Raw genomic sequence first — 14,134 nt, forward strand, 5'->3', positions numbered from 1 at the left:
AAATATTTTCTCTTGGGCTAAAGCCCTTTATGGGCCTGCTTTTTACTAACCCCAGGCTTAAGCCCGGGGTTATATATCTGAAACCCTTGCACAATGGGCTTTAGCCCAAGTTATCCGGACAATAATGGTTAGTTTTATAACGTTTTCTTAGGTGCACTTTGGCTGATAAAGGGGTAATATTGTAGTATAACCTTGCATTATGAAAAGAATATTTATTACACTAACAATCGCGTGTTTTTCAGTCTTATGTTTTGCCCGGCCGGCCTCGGGCGCTGAGGTAATAATCAACGATTCCGTTGCTGCTGAAACAACTGCAACGGACAGAATTGCAAAACTTGAAAATGATGTAAAAGAATTGAAGGCCTCTAACGAACTTCTGCAAAAGCAAATGGCAGAATTGAAAAACCAGCTTCCCGTAAAAAAGAAAAAGCTTACGGTTGCCCGAACGGGCAGCAAACAGCCTGCTTGGATAGAAGAGTAGCTGGAAAGAAGAAAGCGGTTCCCAATAGCCGCTTTCTTCTTTTAGAACTTAATCAGCAGATAATGACATTATAATATCTTCAAACAAATATTTTCATGCTGTAATTGCATTGGCTTAACCAGATTTTTTTGCCCGGTTTTTTTCTTCAACTGTTGATAAATTAAATAGGCAGTTTTGATATGTAAATTGCATTGTGTTATTTTTACACTTCTATTGCGAATAAAAATTACTTGCCATGTCTTCAGCAGAGGTTATTTCCGGTGTAAAAAAACAAGCAGATACAAACTATGCCCTGGAGCAGGTTCAGCAACTGGTTGAAACCTATCCGCGCGTGCCTATAACGGTTGATTGTGTGATATTTGGTTTTGATAATAATGAATTGAAGGTGCTGCTTATAAGAAGCGATCTTAAAATGTTTGAAGGGAAATGGACGCTGCTTGGCGATTTTGCGCACGATGATGAAGAACTGGATGATGCTGCTTACCGGGTGTTGCGTGAAAGGACGGGTATGGAAGATGTTTATCTTGAACAGGTGCGAACATTCAGTAAGCCGCATCGCCACCCGGGTGGGCGCGTAATAACAGTAACTTATTGTTCTTTGCTGAATACCGAGCATCATGCACTTAGGATTCTTGACAATGAATTGCACTGGCATACTGTGAAAACAGCCTGCAATATGGCTTTCGATCATAAAGAAATACTGGATGTTTGTTATAAATGGCTGCAGAAGAGAATGCTGGAACACCCGCTGGGCCTGAATTTGCTGCCTGAAAAATTTTCTTTGCGCGAACTGCAGAATTTATATGAAGCTATTCTGGATATAAAACTCGACCGCCGCAACTTCCGCAAGAAATTTTTTTCAATGGATTTTTTAATTGATACCGGCGAATATGAAGATGATGTGCATCACCGCCCCGGCAGGCTATACCGTTTCGATTTTGATAAATACCAGCAAAATAAAAAGAAGTGGACGGGCATTGAGTTTTAGATAACCCCGTTGTATTTGCGGTTACGCCGCTAAATCTTTTTTATTTCTGCCTGAAGGGTTTAATTTTAAAAGTACCCAATAATCAATATCCAAATATCCAATAATAATCTTAACTGCCTGCTTCTGTCCACCGGTCACGATCATCGGGCGAAAATTTCCAGGGTGCAAAATTGTTTTCCATATTGCTGAACATGGCATTCCATTCCTGCGGCGCATTGCTTTCTTCCATCACCAAATATCTTCTTAACTGTATAATAATATCCAAAGGATTGATGCTTACCGGGCATTCTTCCACGCAGGCCTGGCAGGTAGTGCAGGCGCGTAATTCTTCCGTTGTTATATAGTCATGCAGCAACGATTTATTATCGTTCGCAAAAGTTTTGTTTTGATTGATGTTCCTGCCAATATCTTCTGCACGGTCGCGGGTTTTCATCATTATCAAACGCGGGCTTAATACCTTGCCTGTAATATTGGCCGGGCAGGCGGCTGTGCACCGGCCGCATTCGGTGCAACTATATGCATCCAGTAAATTTTTCCAGCTTAAATCAAAAATATCTTTTGACCCGAATTTTTTATGGTTTGGTGAAGCTGCTGCAGGCGCCAGCTCAGGCTGCATGGCGTATAAAACTTCCTGCTGAATGTCGGGCATATTTTCCATCTTTCCTTTTGGCGAAAGCCTGCCATAATAAGCATTGGGAAAAGCGAATAAAATATGTAAATGCTTGGAGTAGGGGAGATAGTTCAGAAATACAAATATGCCCACAATATGCAGCCACCAGCAGGTTCTTTCCAGCAGCATTAATGCATGATTGCTCATGCCTGCAAGCAGAGGCTGCAGGAATTGAGAGAGAGCAAAATTGCCCGTGCTATGTCCGGCATATTCACCATAATTACGTATTTGCAGGGTTGTATCGGCCGCATTCATCGTAAGAAAGAAACTCATCAATAATATCTCTGTGATAAGAATATAATTGGCATCGCTTTTCGGCCAGCCATTTAATTCTTTCATCCATAAACGCTTTACATGCAGTATATTTCTTCTTATTAAAAAGATAACGCAAACAGTAAATACGCCAACCGCTAAAAATTCAAATGCATTAATAAGCCAGGGATATAAATTGCCCAGCGGTTTTGCAAAAATCCGGTGTGTGCCGAAAATGCCGTCAATGATTATTTCAAGCACTTCAAGATTTATAATGATGAAGCCTGCATAAATAATGAAGTGCATTACCGCCACCAGCGGGTTGCGAAACATTTTCTTCTGCCCAAAAGCAAGCAGCAGCACATTTTTCCAGCGCTGCGGTTTATTATCGTTGATTGCTTCATCCCTGCCAAGCAAAATATTTCTTCTTACCTGGCTTATTTTTTTTACAAAGAGAACGATCGTAACGGCTGCAACCGCAATAAATATCAACTGTAAAACGATATGCATATATTTTAGGTATAACGAAGATAAAGTTCGCGCAAATGCTTCATTATAAAAACTCTTATCTTATTTTTATAGCATGCAAAACAAAACTATTTTAACCGCAGAAGTATCTGAAGAAAAGGTTCACCGCATGGCGCTGGAAGTAGCTGAAAATTTAAGTGAAGATAATGCGGAACTGGTTATAATAGGGATTGTAGGCGCCGGTAAATTTGGTATGGAAGGCACAGGTAGCCTGATTGCTGCCAAGGTGGCGGCACATTTAAAAAACTATGTGTCAACGCCGGTAAAAATAATCTCGTTGCATCTTGATAAACAAAAGCCTGCCGTTATTGCTTTAAGTGAAGAAATGAATTTTGATGACAAGAATGTTTTGCTGGTTGATGATGTAAGCAATAGCGGCAAAACGTTAATGTATGCATTGAAGCCTTTTATGCAATATCATCCCAAACGCATTCAAATACTGGTACTGGTGGAGCGCATGCATAAACAATTTCCCATAAAGCCCGATTATGTTGGTTATTCCATAGCCACTGCGCCGGACGATTATGTGCAGGTAGAAGAAGCGAATGGCAATATTGCTGCTTCCATCGCTTCAGGGGAATGATGCCGTGAAACGTGAATCGTCAATTGTGAAAGCCCGCAGCTTTTATCATCACATTTCAATGCCTATTTGCTTCATCAGCAGCGAAGCATTCATGCCGGTGCAAATGCCTTGTTTTAAAAAAATATCCGGATGTATAGTGAATGGTTAGGTTGTGAGATAGAGAATTGAATGTCAGGATTGAACATGTGCATGTGGTGGCAGGTATTCCACCGAATGTATCCTTGTCAACGCACATGGGAACAGTAAAGTGAAAAACAGCGATACGGATATTTAAGCGTTATCCGATGTTGAAGAAGCGGCCATATTGTGGGAATCATTTTTGGGGCAGGGGATATTTTGCAAATACCGTTGGGATCAATGAAGATCAAATCAGAAGATATGTAAGATATCAGGAAGAAGAACGTAAAAAGGAGAGCAACCAGCAGGGTTTTGACTTCGATCTTGGAACTTAGCCTTTGGCTTCATCCATAAATCCACCTGCTTTGCAGGTGGCAGTTTAATTTGCGAAATTGGGGGTAGCCGGCAAGTTTTTCTGTTTTATATTGGCCTTTTTATACAACAGATATATTGCATTCCTGGTGCAATACAAACCATTGTTATTAAAATACGTTATGTATGTTACAACAGGTTTATAAACTTATATTATTAAGCCCGTTTTTAATTTCAGCAGCCTGCAAGTCACAACAGTTAGGTGGAAAGCCTTTTTTACAAAATGCCATCAGCTATAATTTTAAGGATGCAGATGCACAGTATAAAGTAATGATGAAGAATCTTCCTGATGATAAATTTCCAAAAACATTTCAGAACGATACCCTGCGTACCAGCAATTCTGGCTGGTGGTGCAGCGGCTTTTACCCCGGCAGTTTGCTGTACATCTATGAACAAATAAAAGATGCGGCTTTATATGATGAAGCAAAGCGTATGTTAGGCCTGCTTGAAAAAGAGCAATTCAATACTGCCACACACGATCTCGGTTTTATGATGTATTGCAGCTTTGGCAATGCATTACGTTTAGACCCCAATAATGAAGCTTATAAACAAATACTGATTAACAGTGCAAAATCTTTGGCAAGCCGTTTCAATCCAAAAGTTGGATGCATTAAATCGTGGGATTCAAAACCATCAGATTTTTTGGTAATCATTGATAATATGATGAACCTTGAATTATTGTTCTGGGCAACGAAAGCAACCGGCGATTCATCATTTTATAAAATAGCGGTTACCCATGCCAATACAACTATGAAAAATCATTTTCGTAACGATTATAGTTCTTATCATGTTGTAAACTATGACCCCGAAACCGGCGCTGTGCAGCAAAAGAAAACAGCGCAGGGCGCAGCCGACAACTCTGCTTGGGCACGCGGGCAGGCATGGGGCTTATATGGTTATACCGTGATGTACAGGGAAACAAAAGATAAAAAATACCTTGAGCAGGCAAACCATATTGCACACTTTATTCTGGCCAATCCCAATCTTCCGTCCGATAAAATTCCTTACTGGGACTTTGATGCACCCGGCATTCCAAATGCGCCGCGGGATGCTTCTTCTGCTGCAATAATAGCCTCTGCCTTGCTTGAATTAAGCACTTGTTCAAAAGAGAATGCAGGCAACTATGTATCGGTTGCAAAAACAATTATTTCTAATTTATCTAAACCGGAATACAAAGCAGCTATTGGTACAAACGGCGGTTTTATTTTGAAGCATTCTGTGGGCAGCCTTCCTGCAAAATCAGAAGTTGATGTGCCGCTTACCTATGGTGATTATTATTTTTTGGAAGCGATGACAAGATATAAAGAGCTTGCGGTACAATAACTGGCCTTCATTTTTTAATGCGCCTGCCAGCGCCAGCGATAAGGTATAACCCGTGCAAAGACACTAAAATTTTTGTAACGCTGCATGCGTTTTTTGTTATTAAAAATAATCTGTTTTAAACTTAAAAAAATACCGGTCTTTTATTTCTGTAATTCCTTTCTGACTATTTTTATCCTGTTTAACATTTATTAAACTTAACGCCATTGCATTGCTTATGTATTGCGTTTGCCAGGTTGAATTCTATTATTAACTAATCAATTGTTTGCTATGAGAAGACTTCGTAACGAAGGCTGCCGCATTAAGCGATCTGCTTATGTAAAACGATATTGCCTGATTGTGTGCTTTGCTGCTGTATTTTCCATTCCATCATTTTGCCAGCAACTGGTAACCGGTAAGGTTATTGGGCAGGACAGTGCTGCTTTGGCGGGTGTGTCTGTTCGGATTATGGGCTCTAAAATTGGCACGCAAACTGACCACAATGGAAATTTCAGGATTGATGTTGCCTCCGGTTCCACACTTATTTTCAGTTATATCGGCTTTGTAACCCAGGAGATCAGCGTAGGCAGCCAGCATGATATCACAGTGGTGCTGCAATCAACCGCGCAAAACCTCAGCGATGTGGTGGTGGTGGGTTATGGAACCCAGAAAAAAACCTCGCTCACGGCATCTGTATCGGCTATTAAGGGCACAGAAATTCAGCGCCAGCCGGTAAGTGATATTTCCAATGCGCTTGGTGGCCGGGTTAGCGGTGTATTGTTTACGCAGGGCAGTGGCCAGGCCGGCAACGATGCCGCTACCATCATGATCAGGGGCATGGGAACAAATGGCAGCGCCTCGCCTCTTTTAATTGTAGATGGCGTGCCCAGAAATTACAGCCAGCTAAATCCCGATGATATTGAATCTATCTCTATCCTGAAAGATGCGGCTGCGGTGGCGCCCTATGGCATGGGCGGCGCTAACGGTGTAATACTGGTTACCACGAAGCGGGGTAAATCAGGCAAGCCTGTTCTTTCTTATGATGGTTATGTAGGTATTCAAAACCCTACGGTCATTACGCATTTCGTCAACTCTTATCAGTATGCCACATTAAAAAATGTGGCGGCAGTGAATGCCGGAGCTACCATTATGCCTTTTACTGACGATGACCTGCAGAAATATAAAGATGGCTCAGACCCCGATGGCCATCCGAATTTTGATGCGATTGCAGACATGATTCAGAAAAACTACCTGCAAACCGGCCATAATCTTTCCATAAGCGGCGGCTCAGATATTATAAAATATGCCGCCGGCTTAAGCTATTTTGCGCAGGATGGCATGTTCCCGGGCATAAAATACAAGCGTTACAATGTTTCCGGCAATATGGATATCCAGGCTACCAATACCACCCTGGTAAGCCTTTCGCTTAATGGCCGCGTAGAACAAAGAAATTTAAGCGGCGCCGGTTATAATACGCAATCGCTTTTTGAAAACCTCATCAATACCACCAGTGTTTCCACGCCTAAAATATACAGCAACGGCGATCATCCTTACCTCTATGCTTATTTTTACGATAACCCCAGCTACCAGACCATTACCGGCAATACCATGCTTACCCAGTTTTCCATTGAGCAAAAATTGCCCTTGAAAGGATTAAGCGTAAAAGTGGTGGGTGCTTACGATTATAACCCCAGTGATCCATACAATTCTGACAATGCGGGCATTACCAGCCTTATCCGTTCCTGGAGTGCACCATTCAGCTATTCCCAGTACGACACCGTTTCTAAAACTTACACGGTTATAGAGCCCACCACATCGCCTTCGTATTATGAAGAATATCATCAAACACAGGCATTTACTTACCAGGGCTATATCAACTATTCCGGCAGCTTCGGTAAAAACGCCATTACAGGCCTGGTAGTGGGAGAAGCCAGAAGCACCAAATCGCTTATGTTCAGCGCCGGCAGGATCAATTATAATTTATCTATCCCCGAACTATTTGCAGGCGGCACCGGCTCTACCGACATTTCCAATTCGGGCAGCTCATCCGGCTCAAAACAACGGTCGCTGGTGTACAGGCTCACCTATGGCTATGATAATAAATACCTGTTTGAGGCTACCGGCCGCTATGACGGCCATTATTATTTTGCGCCCGGCCATCGCTTTGGTTTCTTTCCTGCCTTTTCTGCGGCATGGAGAATTTCGCAGGAAAATTTTATGGCAGATGTTAAATGGCTGGATGAGTTGAAGATCAGGGGTTCCTGGGGCCAGTCCGGTAACCTGGCCGGATCGGCATTTCAATATTTATCCGGGTTTACATTATACGGCACGTCTGCCATACTGGATGAAACTCAAACACAGGGGCTGTATGAAAATACCGAGCCCAACCCTAATATTACCTGGGAAAAGGCCACCAAAACCGATATAGGCATTGAAGCCAGGTTTTTGAACAACGCAATCAGCCTGGAGGCCGACTATTTTCACGAAAGGCGGGGCAATATGCTTTTAACGCCCGATGTGGTAGTGCCGGCGGAATATGGTATCAGCCTTGCCGAAGAAAATGCCGGCATTATGGTGAACAACGGGTTTGAAATTTCCATTAATGGCAATTATTCTTTTTCTAAAGATCTGCGGATTGGGTTGTCGGCTAATTTCAGCTATGCCAGAAACAAGCTGGTGCAGATATTTGAAAACAGCTCTACTTATGATTATCCTAACCTGAGGCAAACAGGCCGGCCGCTGAATACGCCGTTTGGCTACAAGGCCATCGGGTATTTTACTGATGATAATTTTACAAGTGCCGGCGCCTTAAAAGATGGCATACCTACACAAACCTGGGCTACCGTGGCGCCGGGCGATATACGGTATGCCGACATAAGCGGGGCCGATGGAGTGCCCGATGGCACGATTAATTCTTATGATATGGTGCCGCTGGGGCCGCCGAATTACCCGGAGATCATCTACGGGTTTACACCCAGCATATCTTACAAAGGTTTTGAATTATCGCTTTTATTCCAGGGTGCAGGCCAGCGCTCATTGCAAATAACCAATACAGCCGCCTGGGCTTTTGACAACAATAAAAACGCACCGGTTACCGTGCTCAATTACTGGACGGAAGATAACCCGCATGCATCTTATCCAAGAATGACAACAACGCCTTCTGAAAACAATACCCAAACATCTTCCTTCTGGCAGCAGAACCTTTCTTACCTGCGCTTAAGAACAGGCGTATTGGGTTATACGCTGCCTCAAACATTTTCAGGCAAGCTGGGCATGAGCCTGATAAACGTATATGTGTCAGGACAAAATATACTTACCTGGACAACGGTTAAAAATTTCGATCCTGAAATAAGCAATGGAAGGGGCTGGTATTTCCCCACACAAAAAGTGATAACGTTTGGGCTTAAACTTCAATTCTAATTTTATTACAACATCAAGAAATGAAAATGAAAACTTCATATAACGGGAATGCCATCATTAAGCTGGCAGTATGCTGCGGCCTGCTGTTTTCTGCGTGCAGGAAAGACAGTTTTTTAAATGTGGACAATTTAAGTGCGGTAAGCAGCACTACGGCCTTTGCCACAGAAGATGCAGCCGATCTTGTTCTGAACGACGTGTATTATTACCTGCCGGATGAATACGACCTGGTTTTTGATCCTTTTGATAACTGGACAGACAATTCTATGACCGGTTTTAGCTGGAGCACCAGTGCCAATGCAGCCAGAACCAAGGCAACCATTACTTCAAATACCGTATTCTCTTATAACTGGGGCGGAGGGTATCAAAAATCATCATCCTGGCTTAACTGGGATTACCTGTACACGGCCATCCGTAAATGCAATGTTTTTATTGCCGGCCTGGATGCCTCGTCCCTTGATGACAGCTATAAGGAGCAGCGGCTGGGCGAAGCAAAAGTGCTGAGGGCCTATTTTTATCATATTGTATGGATGCTGTATGGCGGCGGCCCCATTATTACTGTGCCCGACAACAGGGCCGAAGACGGGGATTCTATCTATCATGCAAGGGCCACGTTTGATGAAAATTATGCTTTTCTGGAAGAGGAGCTTACAGAAGCCGCAGACCTGCTGCCTGATAATAGCGGCAACGATGGGGGAGGAAGGGTTACAAAAGGGGCTGCGCTCACACTAAGAGGATGGATCGAGCTGTTTTATGCCAGCCCTTTATATAATACATCAAACGATTTAACCAGGTGGGCCGCCGCCGCCGCTACCAATAAACTGGTAATGCAACTGGGCTACAGCCTTTATCCTACTTACGATGAATTGTTTTTAACCACCGGCGGCAACAGCAATAACAACGAAGGCATATTTTACAGGGAATATCTCGGCCTGAAGGCGGGGAGCACCATTACGAATTACCAGGGCCCTGCTTATGTGGGGCAACAGTGGCTGAGCTGGGGCGGTTCAACGCCTACGCAGGAACTGGTGGACGATTATGCCATGGCCAATGGAAAAGCCATAACAGATGCTGGTTCCGGTTACGATGCTCAAAACCCTTATGCCAGCAGGGAGCCCCGTTTCAGGCAGTCTATATTGTATAACGGGAATACATTTAACGGGGTGGAATATATATCTGCGGTAGGCTCTGGGTATAATGAAATTGATTTGTCTGATGCCACAGACCAAACCAATACGGGTTATGCCATGAAAAAATGCATTGATACCACCGTAAACATTTTTGACTGGGGAGGCCCCAGCAGCCAAACCTATTATTATTTCAGGTATGCCGAAGTGCTGCTGAATTATGCCGAAGCGGAGAATGAAGCCGAAGGCCCGGATGCATCGGTGTATGATGCATTGGACCAGGTGCGGACAAGGGCCGGCATTCCTACCTTTTCCGAAATATATCCCAATGTATCGCAGGATTCAATGCGCCAGCTGATACGCCGCGAAAGGAGGGTAGAGCTTGCCTTTGAAGGCAAACGCTATTTCGATTTGCTTCGCTGGAAGATTGCTGAAGATAACCTGAACCATGTAATGCATGGAACGAAGGTTACGCCCACTTCCAGCGGCTATACGTATGATGTGATTGAGGTAATCCCGTCCGGTTCGCCGCAATGGTCATTTGACGCTTCCAAAAACTATTTGCTGCCTATTCCATTGTCAATAATAGGCCAGAACCCGGAGCTGACACAAAACCCGAATTATTAGATAGCGCGAAAACATTCTATAAAAATTTTATCATCTTATCAACTTTACCAGCTACAGTTTTACCTGCAGCCGGTAAAGTTTTTCTATTTGTTCGCAACTGTATAAATTACGCTGCACATTATTGAAATTATTTATGAAGTACATGCTTTGTTTTCTTAAGAGTTTTTGTATGATGCTTTGCTTAAATACAGGTTACGCTCAAACTTCATTAACAAAAAACACTTCATTCAAACCCGGCGAAAACTGGTATGATGAAAGCGGGCATATCATCAATGCGCATGGCGGCGGGCTGTTTTTTTATAATGGCACGTATTATTGGTATGGTGAAATAAAAAAGGGCAAGACTTCACGGGTACCGGATGCCAGCTGGGAAAACTACCGCGTAGTGGCAGGCGGCGTTTCCTGTTATTCATCCAAAGATTTATTGAACTGGAAATATGAAGGCGTTGCCTTGCCTGCTGAAAAAACAGATTCAGCAAACGACCTGTACCAGGGCAATGTAATTGAAAGGCCAAAAGTTATTTACAATGCCCGCACGAAAAAGTTTGTGATGTGGCTGCACATTGATTCAAAAGATTATGCCGCTGCAAAATCGGGCGTTGCTGTAAGCGATAAACCACAGGGGCCATTCACTTACCTGCACAGCGAAAGGCCAAATGGCAATATGGCAAGGGATATGACCATTTACCAGGATGATGATGGCAGGGCATATCATTTTTATTCTTCAGAAGAAAATGCAACCATGCATATTTGCTTACTGAGTGATGATTATCTCTCGCACACAACAAACGATAAACGCATATTGATAAACCTCTCAAGAGAAGCGCCTGCTATTTTCAAATACAATAACAGGTACTATCTTATTACATCAGGTTGCACAGGCTGGGCGCCCAACGAAGCATCGTATGCCGTGGCCGATTCAATAATGGGTGACTGGACACAAAATGGTAACCCGTGCAAGGGCGCTGATGCCAATAAAACTTTTTATGCGCAAAGCACTTATGTGCTGCCTGTTGATGCAGCTAAAGGGAAATTTATTTTTATGGCTGATCGCTGGCATAAAACCAATCTTGAAGATTCAAGGTACATCTGGCTGCCTTTAACTATGAATAATAATGTGCCCGAAATAAGTTGGACTGATAGCTGGACGATAGATGAATTGAAAAAGTGATGCCGGAATGTATGGTTTGAGCAGTTTAATAACGAACCTGTTATGCTTTGATGTAGCGCATCATGTGAACATAAAAATATCGGTTAAAACCTGACAGGTTTTGCTCTTCCCAGGCGAAAATTCTAAACAATCAAACCTGTTAAGATTGGCTTGAATTACAGTAATAAAGATTAATGCTGTTGGCGCTATATCCATTTAGCTACAAACGCTAATCGGGCTTTATTAATTATACCCAATCAGGTATGTTTTAAGCAAGTTAAACTATATTTACACCCAATCAGGTATAAAATGACGTTAGGAAGTTTTGTGAAGAACAAAAGAAATGCTGTTAAACTTACGCAGTCTGAACTTGCACAAAAGGCCGGCGTTGGGTTAAGGTTTATGCGGGAATTGGAGCAGGGTAAACAAACATTAAGGCTTGATAAAGTAAACCAGGTATTGACTTTGTTTGGCTATGAATTAGGCCCTGTTCAGCAGCAAAGCAATAATCAACCTTAAAAGTTTCAGCATGCGTAAAGCCATTGTGAAAGTAAAGGACATAGTTGCCGGTTTAATCAGCCAGGATGAAGAAGGCTATCATTTTATATATGATACAGCTTACCTGCAATTGCCCGATGCCCGGCCTGTAAGTCTCACCATGCCGTTGCAAAACACAGCTTATACCAGCAAAGTATTGTTCCCTTTTTTTGATGGCCTGATACCGGAAGGATGGTTACTGGATATTGCCGAAAAAAACTGGAAGCTTAATCCACGCGACCGTATGGGTTTATTATTGGCTTGTTGTAAAGACTGCATCGGTGCCGTAAGCATACATGAAATAAAAACAGGTGCGGAATGAAAAGATGTTTGCATTGTTATTTGCCGCTTAGTCATACTTCTGTTGATTATCATCCGGCCTGTTCCAAAAAAATGTTTGGGCAGCCTGAACCTCCTGAACTTCCTTACGCAGAAAGTGATCTTGAACAATTAGCATTGCAGGTTATACAAAGCCGGGTGGCTGTAACAGGCGTGCAACCGAAATTATCACTTCATCTTCCTTCAGATAAAAAGAATAAAGACAGGCGTTTCACCATTGTGGGTTTGTGGGGCGGATATATACTAAAGCCGCCAACACCACATTACCCGCAGTTGCCTGAAGTGGAAGACCTGACTATGCATTTAGCTTTACTGGCTAAAATAAAAACGGTACGGCATTGCCTGATAAGAATGAAATCGGGCAGCCTGGCTTACATAACCAAAAGGGCGGATCGTACAAAAAAAGAAAAACTCGCGATGGAAGATATGTGCCAGCTTACGGAACGGCTTACGGAGGATAAATATCATGGCAGCTATGAACAAATAGCAAAAGCATTACAAAGATATTCCTCAACACCGGGACTGGATGTTGTAAACTTTTTCGAATTACTGGTTTTTTCATTTCTAACCGGCAATGCAGATATGCACCTGAAAAATTTCTCTTTGATCGAACATCCCGGTTTAGGAATGGTGTTATCACCTGCATACGATCTTGTGGCAACAAAACTGGTAAACCCCGCCGATGATGAAGACCTGGCGCTTACACTGAACGGTAAAAAGAAAAAAATACGAAAGGCTGATTTTGAAGCTGCATTTAATACAGCTAAAATAGATAATAAACAGCAGGAAAATATTTTTTCAAAGATGTTTAAAGCGAAGCAGAAGTGGATGAAGCAAATTGATGAAAGCTTTTTAAGCAAAGCATATAAAGCAGCATTCAAGCAACTCCTGGAAGATCGGTTTAAAAGGCTTGACTGATTGCATTGATTGGGTGGCTATATAGCTGCACGATAGATGAATTGAAAAATGATGCTGGAATGTATAGCTGAGCAGGTTTAATAAAATTTTTAACCGGTAAAATATAATTTCAGAACCATGCACAGGATAATTTGCACTGCGCTGTTGATGATAACAGGCTGCAGTATAAAAGCGCAGCAAGGTAACAACATGCGTGAAGGCTATACATTAGTTTGGGCGGATGAGTTTAATAAAGATGGCGCTCCGGATCCGGCCAACTGGAGCTATGAAAATGGTTTTGTGCGCAACGAAGAACATCAATGGTACCAGCCTGAAAATGCATATTGCAAAAACGGCCATCTCATACTTGAAGCAAAAAAAGAAAACAGGCCAAATCCAAATTATATAGAAGGAAGTAAAGACTGGCGCACTAACCGCAGGAACATTGAATACACGTCGGCCAGCATCATCACAAGGCATAAACAACAATGGTTATACGGCCGTTTTGAAATGCGCGGTAAAATAGATATTAGCAACGGTATGTGGCCGGCGTGGTGGATGCTTGGCGTATCAAAGCCCTGGCCTTCCAATGGCGAGATTGATATGATGGAATATTACCGCGACAGCCTTTTGGCCAACATTGCTATCGGTACATCAATACCGTATAAGGCGTATTGGTATAGCAGGAAGAAACCTGTTGATACTGTGTGGGCGTCACAGTTTCATGTATGGCGCATGGATTGGGATTCA

Annotated in this window: 13 protein-coding genes; 12 read left to right on the forward strand and 1 reads right to left on the reverse strand. The window is 42.8% G+C overall.

Going from position 1 to position 14,134, the window contains the following annotated elements:
* Positions 1–199: 199 nt before the first annotated feature.
* Both QM629_RS12420 and QM629_RS12425 read left to right on the forward strand, forming a co-directional pair.
* A complete protein-coding gene (locus tag QM629_RS12420) occupies positions 200–481 on the forward strand; it encodes a hypothetical protein (protein ID WP_415160197.1) in 282 nt (93 codons plus the stop codon).
* 235 nt (positions 482–716) lie between these two features.
* Positions 717–1,469 carry an NUDIX hydrolase gene (locus tag QM629_RS12425; protein WP_415160198.1) on the forward strand — a complete coding sequence of 251 codons (753 nt, stop codon included), beginning with the start codon at positions 717–719 and terminating at the stop codon, positions 1,467–1,469.
* A 109-nt stretch (positions 1,470–1,578) separates the two neighbouring features.
* Here QM629_RS12425 and QM629_RS12430 read toward each other — a convergent pair whose 3' ends face one another.
* Positions 1,579–2,901: a 4Fe-4S dicluster domain-containing protein gene (locus QM629_RS12430; RefSeq protein WP_415160199.1), complete on the reverse strand. Its 1,323-nt coding sequence runs from the start codon at positions 2,899–2,901 to the stop codon at positions 1,579–1,581.
* 73 nt (positions 2,902–2,974) lie between these two features.
* Between QM629_RS12430 and QM629_RS12435 the strand changes: the two genes are divergently transcribed.
* The 10 genes from QM629_RS12435 to QM629_RS12480 form a co-directional block, all read left to right on the forward strand.
* Complete coding sequence (locus tag QM629_RS12435; protein WP_415160200.1) at positions 2,975–3,502, forward strand: phosphoribosyltransferase family protein; 528 nt, start codon at positions 2,975–2,977, stop codon at positions 3,500–3,502.
* Between the two features lie 260 nt (positions 3,503–3,762).
* The gene (locus QM629_RS12440) at positions 3,763–3,954 is read left to right on the forward strand and encodes a transposase (protein WP_415160209.1); all 192 of its coding nucleotides are present in this window, start codon (positions 3,763–3,765) and stop codon (positions 3,952–3,954) included.
* A gap of 163 nt (positions 3,955–4,117) precedes the next feature.
* On the forward strand, positions 4,118–5,314 hold the full coding sequence (locus QM629_RS12445) for a glycoside hydrolase family 88 protein (protein WP_415160201.1): 1,197 nt from the start codon (positions 4,118–4,120) through the stop codon (positions 5,312–5,314).
* Between the two features lie 267 nt (positions 5,315–5,581).
* Positions 5,582–8,710, forward strand: a complete 3,129-nt coding sequence (locus QM629_RS12450; protein WP_415160202.1) for a SusC/RagA family TonB-linked outer membrane protein — start codon at positions 5,582–5,584, stop codon at positions 8,708–8,710.
* Positions 8,711–8,736: 26 nt separating this feature from the next.
* Positions 8,737–10,461, forward strand: coding sequence for a RagB/SusD family nutrient uptake outer membrane protein (locus QM629_RS12455; RefSeq protein WP_415160203.1), 1,725 nt, complete (start codon positions 8,737–8,739; stop codon positions 10,459–10,461).
* A 169-nt stretch (positions 10,462–10,630) separates the two neighbouring features.
* Positions 10,631–11,632, forward strand: a complete 1,002-nt coding sequence (locus QM629_RS12460; RefSeq protein ID WP_415160204.1) for a glycoside hydrolase family 43 protein — start codon at positions 10,631–10,633, stop codon at positions 11,630–11,632.
* 288 nt (positions 11,633–11,920) lie between these two features.
* A complete protein-coding gene (locus QM629_RS12465; protein WP_415160205.1) occupies positions 11,921–12,130 on the forward strand; it encodes a helix-turn-helix transcriptional regulator in 210 nt (69 codons plus the stop codon).
* A 10-nt stretch (positions 12,131–12,140) separates the two neighbouring features.
* A complete protein-coding gene (locus QM629_RS12470; RefSeq protein WP_415160206.1) occupies positions 12,141–12,470 on the forward strand; it encodes a HipA N-terminal domain-containing protein in 330 nt (109 codons plus the stop codon).
* Positions 12,467–13,405 (forward strand): HipA domain-containing protein, encoded by a 939-nt coding sequence (locus QM629_RS12475; RefSeq protein ID WP_415160207.1) that lies wholly within the window; start codon positions 12,467–12,469, stop codon positions 13,403–13,405. The genes QM629_RS12470 and QM629_RS12475 overlap by 4 nt, the downstream gene beginning before the upstream one ends.
* Positions 13,406–13,522: 117 nt before the next feature.
* Positions 13,523–14,134 (forward strand): family 16 glycosylhydrolase (locus tag QM629_RS12480; protein WP_415160208.1); only part of this gene is annotated, 612 nt, incomplete at its 3' end.

The sequence above is a fragment of the Parafilimonas sp. genome (assembly GCF_047606085.1).
Taxonomy (GTDB): Bacteria; Bacteroidota; Bacteroidia; order Chitinophagales; family Chitinophagaceae; genus Parafilimonas.

Coding starts and splice junctions, on each gene's coding strand:
- QM629_RS12420 (WP_415160197.1), top strand. CDS start 200: ATGAAAAGAATATTTATTACACTAACAATCGCGTGTTTTTCAGTCTTA.
- QM629_RS12425 (WP_415160198.1), top strand. CDS start 717: ATGTCTTCAGCAGAGGTTATTTCCGGTGTAAAAAAACAAGCAGATACA.
- QM629_RS12430 (WP_415160199.1), bottom strand. CDS start 2,901: ATGCATATCGTTTTACAGTTGATATTTATTGCGGTTGCAGCCGTTACG.
- QM629_RS12435 (WP_415160200.1), top strand. CDS start 2,975: ATGCAAAACAAAACTATTTTAACCGCAGAAGTATCTGAAGAAAAGGTT.
- QM629_RS12445 (WP_415160201.1), top strand. CDS start 4,118: ATGTTACAACAGGTTTATAAACTTATATTATTAAGCCCGTTTTTAATT.
- QM629_RS12450 (WP_415160202.1), top strand. CDS start 5,582: ATGAGAAGACTTCGTAACGAAGGCTGCCGCATTAAGCGATCTGCTTAT.
- QM629_RS12455 (WP_415160203.1), top strand. CDS start 8,737: ATGAAAACTTCATATAACGGGAATGCCATCATTAAGCTGGCAGTATGC.
- QM629_RS12460 (WP_415160204.1), top strand. CDS start 10,631: ATGATGCTTTGCTTAAATACAGGTTACGCTCAAACTTCATTAACAAAA.
- QM629_RS12465 (WP_415160205.1), top strand. CDS start 11,921: ATGACGTTAGGAAGTTTTGTGAAGAACAAAAGAAATGCTGTTAAACTT.
- QM629_RS12470 (WP_415160206.1), top strand. CDS start 12,141: ATGCGTAAAGCCATTGTGAAAGTAAAGGACATAGTTGCCGGTTTAATC.
- QM629_RS12475 (WP_415160207.1), top strand. CDS start 12,467: ATGAAAAGATGTTTGCATTGTTATTTGCCGCTTAGTCATACTTCTGTT.